Consider the following 12,516-nt stretch of genomic DNA (forward strand, 5'->3'; position numbering starts at 1 on the left):
TCGCGGTCCAGGAGCACCGTCGGCGACAGGTTGATCGGCTTCGGGAAGGTCCGCTTCACGCCACGGTTGCGGTCATCGGAGAAGCGCGACTCGCCGCGGCCGTTGGACATGGCCTGGTTCTGCAGGGGGCACTCGCCGCCCTTGTCGCAGACGGGGCAGTCGAGCGGGTGGTTGATCAGCAACAGCTCCATCACGCCCTGCTGCGCCTTGTCGGCGACCGGGCTGGTGACCTGCGTGGACACGACCATGCCTTCGGCGACCGGCAGCGTGCACGAGGCCTGCGGCTTGGGGAAACCCCGGCCGTTGCCGGCGTCGGGTACGTCGACCAGGCACTGGCGGCACGCACCGGCGGGTGCGAGCAGCGGGTGGTCGCAGAAGCGCGGGATCTGCACGCCGATCTGCTCGGCGGCGCGGATGACCAGCGTGTCCTTGGCGACGCTGACCTGGACGCCGTCGATGGTGACGGTGACCAGGTCGGTCTTCTCSACTGCGTTGGTCGAGCCTGTCGAGACCGTCATGCGCTGACCTCCGTACCGGCCCAGGCGGTCGACTTCGCCGCGTCGAAGGGACACCCGCCGTGCGCGAGGTGGGCGAGGTACTCCTCGCGGAAGTGCTGGATGGAGCTGGAGATCGGGCTGGTCGCACCGTCACCGAGGGCGCAGAAGGAGCGGCCCAGGATGTTGTCGCACTGGTCGAGGAGCTGGTCGAGGTCGGCCTCGGAACCCTGGCCGTTCTCGAGCCGGGTCAGCGCCTGCACCAGCCACCACGTGCCCTCGCGGCACGGGGTGCACTTGCCGCAGGACTCGTGCTTGTAGAACTCGGTCCAGCGCAGCACCGCACGCACCACGCAGACGGTCTCGTCGAAGATCTGCAGGGCCCGGGTGCCGAGCATGGAGCCGACCGACCCGACGCCCTCGAAGTCGAGCGGGATGTCGAGGTGCTCGGCGGTCAGCAACGGCGTGCTGGAGCCGCCGGGCGTCCAGAACTTCAGCTCGTGGCCGTCGCGGATGCCACCGGCCAGGTCGAGCAGCTGGCGCAGCGTGATGCCGAGCGGCGCTTCGTACTGACCGGGCTTCACCACGTGACCCGACAGCGAGAAGATGCCGTGGCCCTTGGACTTCTCGGTCCCCATCGAGGCGAACCAGGCRGCACCGTTCTTCACGATGGCCGGCACCGAGGCGATCGACTCGACGTTGTTGATGACCGTCGGGCTGGCGTAGAGGCCGGCGACGGCGGGGAACGGCGGCCGGAGCCGCGGTTGTCCACGACGACCCTCGAGGCCCTCCAGCAGCGCGGTCTCCTCGCCACAGATGTAGGCACCGGCACCGGCGTGSACGACGATGTCGAGGTCGTAGCCCGAGCCGTGGATGTCGGTGCCGAGGTGGCCCGCGGCGTACGCCTCCTCGACGGCCGCCTGGACCCGGCGGATGACGTGCAGGACCTCACCGCGGATGTAGATGAAGGCCTTGTTCGCGCGGATGGCGTAGGAGCTGATGATGACGCCCTCGACGAGGACGTGGGGGTTGCCCATCATCAGCGGGATGTCCTTGCAGGTGCCCGGCTCGGACTCGTCCGCGTTGACGACGAGGTACTTCGGCCGGGGGTTGTCCTGCGGGATGAAGGACCACTTCATGCCGGTCGGGAAGCCGGCGCCGCCGCGGCCGCGCAGCCCGCTGTCCTTGACGGCGGTGATGACGTCGTCCTGGCTCATGCCGAACGCGATGTCGAGGGCGGCGTACCCGCCCTTGSWCTCGTACGGCGCCAGCTTCCAGCCCTGCTCGACGTCCCACATGTCCGTGAGGACGGGGGTCAGCATGTCGCTCACTTGKCGGWCTCCTTGMGCACKGGCTGGRCCTCGGGCTTGGCCTCGATCGCCGGGGCCGCGGGTGCGTCGGGTGCCGTCCAGCCGCGCTCGCGCGCGATCTTGAGGCCCGCGAGGCTCGCCGGACCGGCCGTGGGGCCTTCGTCGACGCGRCCGTCGGGGAAGCCGGCGAGCACGCGCTCGGCCTCGCGCCAGCTGCAGAGCTTCGGGCCACGGGTCGAGGCCACGTCGTGGCCGGCGCGCAGCGACTCGACCATCTGGACCGCGGACTGGGGAGTCTGGTTGTCCATGAACTCCCAGTTGACCATCATCACCGGCGCGAAGTCGCAGGCCGCGTTGCACTCGATGTGCTCGAGGCTGACGGTCTTCGAGTCACCYTGGCGYTGTACGGCGACCTCGTCGTTGCCGATCTCGAGGTGGTCCTTGAGACGGGCGAAGATCTCGTCGCCACCCATCACGGCGCAGAGCGTGTTGGTGCACACCCCGACGTGGTAGTCGCCGACGCCGTGGCGCTTGTACATCGTGTAGAAGGTCGCCACTCCGCTGACCTCGGCGGCGCTGATGTCGAGGATCGCGGCGCAGGCCTCGATCCCCTCCGGGGTGACCCGGCCCTGCACCGACTGCACGAGGTGCAGCATGGGGAGCAGGCCCGAGCGCGGCTCGGGGTAGCGCTCGGAGATCTCGCGGAGCTCGGCGAGCGTCTTCTCGTCGATCGGTGGAGTGGGCATTAGCGGTCGACGCCTCCCATGACGGGGTCGATGCTGGCGATCGCGACGATGACGTCAGCAATCTGGCCGCCCTCGCTCATGACGCCCATCGCCTGGAGATTGTTGAACGAGGGATCACGGAAGTGGGCCCGGAACGGYCGGGTGCCGCCGTCGGAGACGACGTGSGCSCCGAGCTCGCCCCGGGGCGACTCGACCGGCACGTAGGCCTGGCCGGCCGGGACCCGGAAGCCTTCGGTGACCAGCTTGAAGTGGTGGATCAGTGCTTCCATCGACTCACCCATGATGTGGCGGATGTGGTCGAGGCTGTTGCCCATGCCGTCGCTGCCGATGGACAGCTGGCTGGGCCAGGCGATCTTCTTGTCGGACACCATGACCGGCGCACCTTCGAGCTTCGCGAGGCGGTCGGCGGCCTGCTCGATGATCCGCAGCGACTCCCACATCTCGTTGAGGCGGACCCGGAACCGGCCATAGGAGTCGGCGGTGTCCCACGTCTGCACGTCGAAGTCGTAGGTCTCGTAGCCGCTGTAGGGCTGCGCCTTGCGCAGGTCGAAGCCGTAGCCGGTGCTGCGCAGGACCGGGCCGGTGAGGCCGAGCGCCATGCAGCCCTCGAGGTCGAGGTGGCCGACGTCGACCAGCCGGGCCTTGAAGATCGGGTTCGCGTTGCAGAGCGCGGCGTACTCGGGCAGCCGCTTCTTCATCAGCGCGATGAAGGAGCGGATGTCGTCGAGGGCGCCGGGCGGGAGGTCCTGGGCGACACCGCCGGGGCGGATGAACGCGTGGTTCATCCGAAGGCCGGTGATCAGCTCGAACAGGTCCAGCACGAGCTCGCGCTCRCGGAAGCCGATCGTCATCACCGTCAGGGCGCCGATCTCCATGCCGCCGGTCGCGATGCAGACCAGGTGGGAGGAGATCCGGTTGAGCTCCATGAGCAGGACCCGCATGATCTGGGCCTTCTCGGGGACCGCGGTGTCCGTGCCGTCCTCGATGCCCAGCAGTCGCTCCACGCCCAGGACGTAGGTCATCTCGTTGTAGAACGGCGAGAGGTAGTCCATCCGCGTGCAGAACGTGACGCCCTGCACCCAGGAGCGGTACTCCATGTTCTTCTCGATGCCGGTGTGGAGGTAGCCGATGCCGCAMCGGGCCTCGGTGACCGTCTCGCCCTCGATCTCGAGGATCAGGCGGAGCACRCCGTGCGTCGACGGGTGCTGCGGGCCCATGTTGACSACGACCCGCTCCGCGGCGTCGCCCTCACCCAGGCCGGAGGCGATCTCGCTCCAGTCCTGACCGGTGACGGTGAAGACCTTGCCGTCGGCGGTGTCCGCAGCGGCCGACGGGTCGGCGTAGAAGTCGGTGTTGGTCTGGCTGGCCATCAGTTGTAGCTCCTGCGCTGGTCCGGCGGCGGGATGCTGGCGCCCTTGTACTCCACAGGGATGCCGCCGAGGGGGTAGTCCTTGCGCTGCGGGTGGCCCGGCCAGTCGTCGGGCATCAGGATCCGGGTCAGCGCCGGGTGGCCGTCGAAGATGATCCCGAACATGTCCCACGTCTCGCGCTCGTGCCAGTCGGCRGCGGGGTAGAGCGGGACCAGGCTCGGSACGTGGGCGTCGCCGTCRGGTGCGCTGACCTCGACGCGGATCCGGCGGTTCCACGTGTAGGACATGAAGTGGTAGACCGCGTGCAGCTCGCGACCGGCGTCACCGGGGTAGTGCACCGCGCTCACGCCGGAGAGGAACTCGAAGCGCAACGCCGGGTCGTCCCGCACCAGGCGGGCCACGGCGAGCNACGTGGGCGTCGCCGTCAGGTGCGCTGACCTCGACGCGGATCCGGCGGTTCCACGTGTAGGACATGAAGTGGTAGACCGCGTGCAGCTCGCGACCGGCGTCACCGGGGTAGTGCACCGCGCTCACGCCGGAGAGGAACTCGAAGCGCAACGCCGGGTCGTCCCGCACCAGGCGGGCCACGGCGAGMAGRTTGTCGCGGTGGACGTGGAAGGTGATCTCGCCGCGGTGGATCACGACGCTCTCGATGAGGGGGTCGAGCGTGTCGGCSACCGTGTCGAACCAGCCACCGAAGGGCCGCTGCGCGACACCCGGCAGGACCACCGGGGCCACCAGGCCACCGAAGCCGCTCGTGTCGCCGGTGCCGCGGACRCCGAACATGCCCTGGCGCTCGCCGACCGCGCGGATCTCGACACCGGGCTCGCCGATGGCCTCGGGAACGTTCTCCGGCGACTGCTCGACCGCCGGCTGCTCGACAGCCTTCTCGGGGCCCGCCTTCTCGGGGCCAGCCTTCTCGGTCATCGGAGCATTCCCCTCATGTCACCGGTCGGCACCGCGACSAGGCCCTCGGCTTCCATCTCGCGGATCTGGGCCAGGCGGTTCGCGCCGAGCGGCGTGGCCTGGACCTTGTCGTGCAGCTTGAGGATCGCGTCGATCAGCATCTCCGGGCGCGGCGGGCAGCCCGGGAGGTACATGTCGACGGGCACGACGTGGTCGACGCCCTGGACGATCGCGTAGTTGTTGAACATGCCGCCGCTGCTGGCACACACGCCCATGGCGAGGACCCACTTGGGCTCTGCCATCTGGTCGTAGATCTGGCGCAGGACGGGYGCCATCTTCTGGCTCACCCGGCCGGCCACGATCATCAGGTCGGCCTGGCGCGGGCTGGCCCGGAAGACCTCCATGCCGAACCGGGCCAGGTCGTACTTCGGGAGGCCCTCGGCTTCCATCTCGCGGATCTGGGCCAGGCGGTTCGCGCCGAGCGGCGTGGCCTGGACCTTGTCGTGCAGCTTGAGGATCGCGTCGATCAGCATCTCCGGGCGCGGCGGGCAGCCCGGGAGGTACATGTCGACGGGCACGACGTGGTCGACGCCCTGGACGATCGCGTAGTTGTTGAACATGCCGCCGCTGCTGGCACACACGCCCATGGCGAGGACCCACTTGGGCTCYGCCATCTGGTCGTAGATCTGGCGCAGGACGGGYGCCATCTTCTGGCTCACCCGGCCGGCCACGATCATCAGGTCGGCCTGGCGCGGGCTGGCCCGGAAGACCTCCATGCCGAACCGGGCCAGGTCGTACTTCGGNCATCTTCTGGCTCACCCGGCCGGCCACGATCATCAGGTCGGCCTGGCGCGGGCTGGCCCGGAAGACCTCCATGCCGAACCGGGCCAGGTCGTACTTCGGRCCGCCCGAGGTCATCATCTCGATCGCRCAGCAGGCCAGGCCGAACGTCGCGGGCCAGAAGCTGGCCTTGCGCATGTAGCCGGCCAGTCCTTCGACCGTGGTCAACAGKACGCCGCTCGGCAGCTTCTCTTCGACACCCATGGGTCAGTCCCAATCCAATCCGCCGCGGCGCCAGACGTATGCGTAGGCCACGAAGACCGTGGCGATGAACAGGACCATCTCGACCAGGCCGAACCACGCCATGGCGTCCAGGTACAGGGCCCAGGGGTACAAGAAGATGATCTCGATGTCGAAGACGATGAAGAGCATCGCGGTGATGTAGTACTTCACCGGGAAACGCCCACTGAGCGCCTGAGGCGTCGGCTCGATACCGCACTCGTAGGAGTCGAGCTTCGCGCGGTTGTAGCGGCGCGGCCCGATCATGGTGCTCATCGCCACGGACCCGACCGCGAACAACGCAGCCAGTGCAGCGAGAACCAGAACCGGTGTGTAGAGCTCCATGAGCCTCCCTCCCCCCCAGCGAACGAACGCCAAGGTTCACGGCCCGACGACCTGATCCCATGCGCAATGCCGTAGCGCCTCAGTCCGGCATCAAGCACTTTCTAGCCGAGGTCGGACGCTGACAAGTCACCCCGCGGGGTGAGCAACTGGGTGGCGCCAGATTGGGTCGGAAGCGGACAGCAGACATGGACCAGTCACTCGAGTCGGAGAGTTCTGGACATGCCACGACTGCAACCCCGCCACGCGTGGGCCAACGCTCATTCCATTCGCGCCGAGCGCCCTCCGACACGGTCAGGAATCGCAGCCCCCAGAGCCACTAGGTGATGTGGGTCACACCCATTGCCTCACTCATACGGGTGAGGTCGATGAACGTTCCCTCACGGTCAGATGAACTTGCCGAACACTTCGAAAGTAGATCTCGTGATGGCAACAGCCAGCGCCGCAGAAGCGCAACAGTCCAGTACCCACGCACCAGGTGACGACGATTCGGAGCACCGTTCCAACGAGACATCGGATCCGAGCGATGAGGGCGCGTCCAGCAGTCGGTGGCGACGGATCTGGTCGCATGGTTCCGCCAAGGCGGTCGCATGGATTGTCACGGTTGCCATCGCGACTGGGTGCATGTGGATCGTCGTACTCAAGGACAGCGAAAGTGTCGACAGTTCGTCATCGACGGCCCCGACAGAACCCGCCCCGGCCGCCTCGCTCGAAAGACTGAAGGCACTCAACGACCCCGTCGCCGGCTACCACCTGGAATACCCGGCGACCTGGGCCGAGGTCGCTTCCGCAGACACGCCCGCCGGACCTGACGGCCATGTCGTCCGGATCGCTGGCGAGAACGCAATGAGCATTCGAACCTTTGCCCTCGAACGTCCTGTCGAGGCCTCCGCAGTGGCCGACATGCGAGCCGTCACCGATGCGATCCTGTCCAGCCCCAAAGCACAACTGACTGTGCTCGATGTTCGCGAGACCGAAGTCGCTGGCCTCCCAACGATCTACTACCTCTACTACTTCCCAGCCGGGTCGCAGCGGGGAATTCACGCCCACTACTTCATCTTCGACCGCACGAAGATGCACGCCTTGATCTTTCAGGTCGTCCCCGACGCCGATTTTGCCGACTACGCGAAACAGTTCGACCAAGTGGTCGCGTCCTTCAAGTCCGCGGCCTCCTAGGCCTCAGACCCTGACACAGTCCCACTCCCTCCAACTGCGTCATTCAGGAGCAGACATGATCTGGCTCATCCTTGGAATCGTGCTCGGAATCCTTCTCGTACGGACATTGCAGACAGCCCTCATCGCGCTGGCGGCCAGTCTGGGCAGGATCGACACCGCGCTGAACGACGTCGTCACGGAGTGCCAGCTGATCGTCCCGGCTCTCGACGGAGTACCCGCACTGGCGGAGACGCAAGCGCTCGTCGGCGCCGTTCCCGGCCTGGTTGAACGCTACGTGGGCGCACTGAAGCCCCTTCTCTAGTCATACCGAAAGGGATCCCGCCATGACACTCCTCATCGTCACCGCTGTCGCCGTCTCCATCGTGGCTGCAGTCGTCCTCGTCTTCTACCTGATCAAGGTCATCAAGGCGTTGCGCAGCATCACGGCCAAGCTGGCCAACGCACGCATCCTTCTCCTCACCACGTCGTCCCAGACCGCTCCGGCGACAGACCTGGTCGGTGGCATCGGAAGCAATGTCAGCTCCTTGCACCAACTGGTCACGGGTGTCGCCCGCAGCTTGGGGCTCTCCGTGCGAGGTCACCGGTGACCGCCTACGCGGGCGCATGCCAGGACCTTGGCTTCATCTGCGACTGGCGCGTCTCCGCAGACAGAAGGTCGGCTGCCGTCGACGGACTGGTTGACCATCTCAACGAGATCCACGCCACCGGTTCGACGTCACCTGCGCTCAGCGCGGTGGTCGACAGTCACATCACCGAGACTCCTGCCGGCACCTCCGGCGGAGCTCACACCAAGGAGCACGCATCGTGAACAGCAAGCACGTCTTCCCCAGCAAGCTGCCAGCCTCACGCAGCGTCACTCCAGGTGGGCTGGCCTCGATCATCCTGGTCGTCGTGGCCGCCCTCGTCCTGGTCTTCCTCCTGAACCGCACCCAGCACAACGCCGTTGAGATTCGCGGGGCGGCCGCTGAAATCGCCACAAGCGGTCGCGGAATCAACGAGTACACGGATTCAATTCTTCAGCTGAACCGGACGAACGAACTGGCCACATCGATCCTCGAGAGCGCGAAGCCACTCGACGCAACACTGACGGACATCAATGGACTGGCCAGCGAGATCGACACCACGGTGGCTGGCATCGAGGGCAGCGCCACGGGCATCGCCACCAGTGCCCGGTCCATCAACTCAAGCGCTGCAACGATCAAGGGCGACGTCACGAAGATCAACGAGGTGGCGACCGACATCTCGAACAGTGCGGCCGGTATCAACGCAAATGCCGCCAAGATCCTGACCTCCGCCAGCGCTATCGAACGCGGTATCAAGATGATCAACGGCAACGCCGCAAAGGCCGCCAAAGTCGTCAGCGGAATCCTCGCCGATGCGCGCGGCATCGATACAACGGCCGTCCGAAGCGATCATCTCGCCGGCTGTATCGACAGCGGCCTGAACGGCGGACCGAAGTGCTGACCCGCACGAAACGCCCACAAAGCCCGCAACGCTCCTTGACGAGAATCGGAGGTTGACCATGGCAACCGACACCCAGACCACCTTCGCTCTCAGTTCCGCGGGACTTGAACGGCAGCGCGGCATCGACCTCTGGCTACGGACCTGGATCGCGCTCGGCATCGTCGTCGCCGTGACGGTCATCGGATACCTGATCTTCATTTCAAGTTCCCTCGCCGGCATCAACACGCATCTCCAAGCCGCAAGGTCCGCGGTCGTCGACGTCAACGGCAACACCAAGACCCTTCCTGGCCAGATCAGTACGGTCAACGAGAACCTGACCAGCATCGACGAGGCGCTGAAGCCGATTCCGTCGCACGCGACAGACATCCGAGACAATCTCGCGTCCGTCCAGGGCCATGGCGTTGCCATCGACGGGTCGTTGTCGCACACCAACGGCCAGCTGGCCGGAGCGGCAAAGGACCTCGCCGTCACCACGCCCCTGCTGAACAACATCACCACGCAGTTGAGCGACACCTCGCAACTTCTCACCTCGATCCTGAGTTCAACCTCAGCTATCGACGACAACCTCTTGATTCTTCAAGGTGATGGGGCTTCAGGAGTCGGGAAGACCGATGCGACAGTTGCCTCGATCGTCCGGACGCTGACACCCACCGGGGCAGGTCTCGATGACATCCTCTCCGGGTTGAAGTCGGTCAACGTCCACCTCTACGACGTCTGCCGCAGCGTGCCCGTCAATCTGTTGCACGGACGTCAGCCGTGCTGACGAGTGCTCTCGCCCGCTACTCGACGACCCCGTCACCTGGGCAACGTCGGGCCATCACACTGAACCTCGTGATCTTCTTCGCGTTCACACTGACGGCGGTAGTCATGCTGACTCGGACAGCGATGGCCGCGAACGCCATCAACCGCGATGTGGCGAGCGCCATCGAACCAGCCGTCGTCGGCATCAACGAGGGGACCAAGGGCCTCCCGGTACTCGACACAACAGCTCAAGTCACCAGCAAGATCGCAGCTGCCGCCGAACCTCTTCCCGGCCATCTCGCCAGCGTCGTCGATTCAACTGGCCGCATCGACAGCAACCTTGCGTCCACCCAGAAAAGTGCCACGGGCATCGGCTCTTCTGTCGATAGCATCAAGGCCTCGACCGGGGTGATCACGTCCGATGCCGGCGTCCTGAACGAACTCGTTGACGACATTCGCAACCGAGCCGAGGGTATTGATACGAGTCTCTCGGCCGTGGCACGACTCTCCTCTTCCATGGTGAAGGGACTGTCCGGCGCCAACGCGTCGCTCACCGACATTCTCCGCGCAACGGGACCTCTCAGTCGTGCGGTGGGGGGCATTCAGGAGAGCGTTCCAAGAATCAGGGAGCACGCTCAAGACATCGCGAACAGTCCCATCCTGCTGAGGAATGGGCTGGCCGTAACGTCTCTGCTCGGTAACGTCCTGGAAGGGAACTGACCATGGGAAGCCCTGCTTGGTACATCGGACTGATTGTCGGTGCTGGCGTAGTACTCACCGTGGTCGTTTGCGTGTCCACCATTCTCAGCCTTGCCAGGCGCATCTCGATGCAGGCCCGTGAACTCTCATTGGCGCTGGGCGCGACCGTCGACAACACCGAAGTGCTGCACGTCATCCCATCAGTCAACGACATGATCGTGACCGTGCACGAGGCAATCGGCACCCTCCGAACAGACGTGTTCGAGAAGAGGCGAGCCCGATGACTGCAGTCGACAACGAGACGGCGCTTTGGTGGATTCTCATTGGCATCGGAGTTGCGGTGACGCTTTGCGTAGTGGTCCTGCTGTCGCTCCTCTCGGCGTTCGTCCGGGACATCGAACACAACGTGCGAGCTGCAGGCGCGCAGTTGGGGCACTTGGCGAACAACACCGGAACACATCCGCACGTGCACCAGACTGCCCAACTCATCAGCGCGCTGGGTGTCGAGTTGCAAGCACACAACGCGGCTCTCAGCAGGACGACGGGACCACTATGAACACGAACCTCACGTCAGCGTTGAGTCTGATCGTCGTCGTCGCACTGCTGGCGGTGCTCGTGGGCTTCGTTCGCCATCTCACGGGCGTCCTCAATCGAACTGGAAAGAACCTGGTGGATGCGCTCGCTGTCACCACGACCATTCGACAGGACTGCGAGCAGATCGTAGGCGGTGTGCTGGCGCTGAATGTCAATCTGAACGCCGCCGCTGCAGGACTCAACGCCGTGACCAGCTCCGCCCAAAGACGCGCTGCTTCGCGCACGACTGAGCTGAGGCCGATCACGCATCCACCAACCCCTGCTCAACCGCCCGCCACGGTCCGCACGACCGTCTCCGCGATCCGGGACATCCGCGCGCCGAAGTCCAAGATCGAGTCCACCCCGGAGCCAGCACGGGTCTGGACGATCCGGGAACCCACGCCCAATGGTGACGCTCCACGCGGCCTTCATGTCCGTGACGGCGGCTGAGAGAGTTGGAACCCCGGCGGTCCCGGTCGAGGTGACGATGGCCTCCGACCGGCGCTGGCGCGGCACCGAGTCGGGCTGCTAGCAGCGTGACTCGCATCCTGCTCGTGGAAGACGAGCAACAACTCGCTCGAGCGCTACACATCAGTCTTGGCGCGCATCAGTACGACGTCGAGGTTGTCGCTACGACTGCCGAAGCCTTGGAGTTGGTGGCGGAGGAGCTCCCCGATCTCGTCCTCCTGGACCTCAGTCTCTCCAACTTCAACAGCATCGGCATGGTCCTCGAACTACGCGGATGGAGCGATGTGCCGATTGTCGTCCTCTGCTCGCGGAATGGGCAGCGAGACAAAGTCGATGCACTTGCCGCCGGCGCAGACGACTACGTCACGAAGCCGTTCGGCATGGACGACCTACTCGCGCGCGTCAGTGCAGCGCTGCGACGCAGCGGCGGCTCGCCGTCCCCGACATTGGTCGAGACGTCGTCATTCCGCGTTGACCTCGCGGCCAGGACCGCCACCGGCCCAGGCGGCAGTGATGCACTGCTTACTCCCAAGGAGTGGCATGTGCTCGAGGTACTGCTCCGCAGCCCGCGCCAACTGGTCACCCAGCGACAACTGCTCGCCGAGGCCTGGGGCCCCGGGGCCGAGACGCACGCTCACTACTTGCGCATCTATCTGGGGCAGCTCCGTCGCAAGCTCGAGGCGAATCCGGCACGTCCGCGGCACCTCGTCACTGATCCTGGTGTCGGGTATCGGTTCGAACCCTGACCAGCTCACTCCCGATTCGGCCTCGTCAAGACAGGGCTGCGTCCCTCGCCAAGATCCGCCCGGAGACTGCCGTTCGGACCGTGCTGCTTCGTTCGGCAGCCCACCTCAGCCCAAGGGTTTTCGACCAGTAAGCGTCCAGTGCTTTGCTGTGGTTGGACGGCCGCATTCCTGCGAGTGGAGCATCGCTGCAGGTCAGAGGCTTGGTTTGGTTGGTGCATGCGTGAATTGAGCTCAGGACCGCGAATCCCACTGCTTCAAATCTCAAACTGCCTCTGATCTGCGTTTCCGCAGGTCAGAGGCAGTTTTTCGGTCGGGCTGACAGGATTTGAACCTGCGACCCCCTGACCCCCAGTCAGGTGCGCTACCAAGCTGCGCTACAGCCCGAACACTCCGTACGGGATCGCCGTTCGGAGCGTGGGAAC

At 65.6% G+C, this 12,516-nt stretch carries 17 protein-coding genes, 1 tRNA gene and 4 pseudogenes; 11 read left to right on the top strand and 11 right to left on the bottom strand.

The features are described from left to right. From ASD84_RS00005 to ASD84_RS00040, 10 genes and pseudogenes are all read right to left on the bottom strand, one after another. Positions 1-518, bottom strand: a 518-nt coding sequence (locus ASD84_RS00005) for a 2Fe-2S iron-sulfur cluster-binding protein (protein WP_156392316.1), incomplete at its 3' end; no start/stop codon positions are given. Continuing rightward, a complete protein-coding gene (gene nuoF, locus ASD84_RS00010) occupies positions 515-1,816 on the bottom strand; it encodes an NADH-quinone oxidoreductase subunit NuoF (protein ID WP_082587102.1) in 1,302 nt (433 codons plus the stop codon). The genes nuoF and ASD84_RS00005, both read right to left, overlap by 4 nt. Before the next feature lie 5 nt (positions 1,817-1,821). Next, positions 1,822-2,550, bottom strand: a complete 729-nt coding sequence (nuoE, locus tag ASD84_RS00015) for an NADH-quinone oxidoreductase subunit NuoE (RefSeq protein ID WP_056705312.1) — start codon at positions 2,548-2,550, stop codon at positions 1,822-1,824. Continuing rightward, the gene (locus tag ASD84_RS00020) at positions 2,550-3,920 is read right to left on the bottom strand and encodes an NADH-quinone oxidoreductase subunit D (protein WP_056705317.1); all 1,371 of its coding nucleotides are present in this window, start codon (positions 3,918-3,920) and stop codon (positions 2,550-2,552) included. The genes nuoE and ASD84_RS00020 overlap by 1 nt, the downstream gene beginning before the upstream one ends. Then, a partial coding sequence (locus ASD84_RS00025; RefSeq protein ID WP_156394684.1) for an NADH-quinone oxidoreductase subunit C occupies positions 3,920-4,328 on the bottom strand: 409 nt, incomplete at its 5' end. The genes ASD84_RS00025 and ASD84_RS00020, both read right to left, overlap by 1 nt. 1 nt (position 4,329) lies before the next feature. After that, positions 4,330-4,847, bottom strand: a pseudogene (locus tag ASD84_RS00030) (NADH-quinone oxidoreductase subunit C); the annotation flags it as partial. Further along, positions 4,844-5,257: pseudogene (locus ASD84_RS25630) on the bottom strand (NADH-quinone oxidoreductase subunit B); the annotation flags it as partial. The pseudogenes ASD84_RS25630 and ASD84_RS00030, both read right to left, overlap by 4 nt. Further along, positions 5,258-5,629, bottom strand: a pseudogene (locus tag ASD84_RS25635) (NADH-quinone oxidoreductase subunit B); the annotation flags it as partial. It abuts the pseudogene before it with no gap. 1 nt (position 5,630) lies between these two features. Further along, positions 5,631-5,870, bottom strand: a pseudogene (locus ASD84_RS25640) (NADH-quinone oxidoreductase subunit B); the annotation flags it as partial. A 3-nt stretch (positions 5,871-5,873) separates the two neighbouring features. Continuing rightward, positions 5,874-6,230, bottom strand: a complete 357-nt coding sequence (locus ASD84_RS00040) for an NADH-quinone oxidoreductase subunit A (protein WP_056705321.1) — start codon at positions 6,228-6,230, stop codon at positions 5,874-5,876. Positions 6,231-6,617: 387 nt separating this feature from the next. Between ASD84_RS00040 and ASD84_RS00045 the strand changes: the two genes are divergently transcribed. The 11 genes from ASD84_RS00045 to ASD84_RS00095 all read left to right on the top strand — a co-directional run bounded on the left by ASD84_RS00045 (position 6,618) and on the right by ASD84_RS00095 (position 12,094). Next, a complete protein-coding gene (locus tag ASD84_RS00045; RefSeq protein ID WP_156392318.1) occupies positions 6,618-7,403 on the top strand; it encodes a PsbP-related protein in 786 nt (261 codons plus the stop codon). A gap of 55 nt (positions 7,404-7,458) precedes the next feature. Next, positions 7,459-7,704 (top strand): hypothetical protein, encoded by a 246-nt coding sequence (locus tag ASD84_RS00050; protein WP_056705329.1) that lies wholly within the window; start codon positions 7,459-7,461, stop codon positions 7,702-7,704. A 22-nt stretch (positions 7,705-7,726) separates the two neighbouring features. Then, positions 7,727-7,990: a hypothetical protein gene (locus ASD84_RS00055; RefSeq protein ID WP_056705331.1), complete on the top strand. Its 264-nt coding sequence runs from the start codon at positions 7,727-7,729 to the stop codon at positions 7,988-7,990. Further along, entirely contained in the window at positions 7,987-8,211 is a 225-nt protein-coding gene (locus ASD84_RS00060) for a DUF1059 domain-containing protein (protein ID WP_056705334.1), read from the top strand. The genes ASD84_RS00055 and ASD84_RS00060 overlap by 4 nt, the downstream gene beginning before the upstream one ends. Continuing rightward, positions 8,208-8,867 carry a hypothetical protein gene (locus tag ASD84_RS00065; protein ID WP_056705339.1) on the top strand — a complete coding sequence of 220 codons (660 nt, stop codon included), beginning with the start codon at positions 8,208-8,210 and terminating at the stop codon, positions 8,865-8,867. Before ASD84_RS00060 ends, ASD84_RS00065 begins: the two co-directional genes overlap by 4 nt. Positions 8,868-8,925: 58 nt before the next feature. Further along, positions 8,926-9,630 carry a hypothetical protein gene (locus tag ASD84_RS00070; protein ID WP_056705341.1) on the top strand — a complete coding sequence of 235 codons (705 nt, stop codon included), beginning with the start codon at positions 8,926-8,928 and terminating at the stop codon, positions 9,628-9,630. Between the two features lie 68 nt (positions 9,631-9,698). Then, positions 9,699-10,328 (top strand): hypothetical protein, encoded by a 630-nt coding sequence (locus ASD84_RS00075; protein ID WP_056914101.1) that lies wholly within the window; start codon positions 9,699-9,701, stop codon positions 10,326-10,328. Positions 10,329-10,330: 2 nt separating this feature from the next. Next, positions 10,331-10,591: a hypothetical protein gene (locus ASD84_RS00080; RefSeq protein ID WP_056705345.1), complete on the top strand. Its 261-nt coding sequence runs from the start codon at positions 10,331-10,333 to the stop codon at positions 10,589-10,591. Next, entirely contained in the window at positions 10,588-10,863 is a 276-nt protein-coding gene (locus ASD84_RS00085) for a hypothetical protein (RefSeq protein WP_056705346.1), read from the top strand. Before ASD84_RS00080 ends, ASD84_RS00085 begins: the two co-directional genes overlap by 4 nt. Then, complete coding sequence (locus ASD84_RS00090) at positions 10,860-11,330, top strand: hypothetical protein (protein WP_056705348.1); 471 nt, start codon at positions 10,860-10,862, stop codon at positions 11,328-11,330. The genes ASD84_RS00085 and ASD84_RS00090 overlap by 4 nt, the downstream gene beginning before the upstream one ends. Before the next feature lie 86 nt (positions 11,331-11,416). Further along, on the top strand, positions 11,417-12,094 hold the full coding sequence (locus tag ASD84_RS00095) for a response regulator (RefSeq protein WP_056705350.1): 678 nt from the start codon (positions 11,417-11,419) through the stop codon (positions 12,092-12,094). Positions 12,095-12,404: 310 nt separating this feature from the next. On the opposite strand, the gene ASD84_RS00100 is transcribed toward ASD84_RS00095, so the two are convergent. Next, positions 12,405-12,478: transfer RNA gene (locus tag ASD84_RS00100), tRNA-Pro, on the bottom strand. Between the last annotated feature and the right edge of the window lie 38 nt (positions 12,479-12,516).

The organism is Nocardioides sp. Root682 (assembly GCF_001427795.1).
Classification (GTDB): Bacteria; Actinomycetota; Actinomycetes; order Propionibacteriales; family Nocardioidaceae; genus Nocardioides.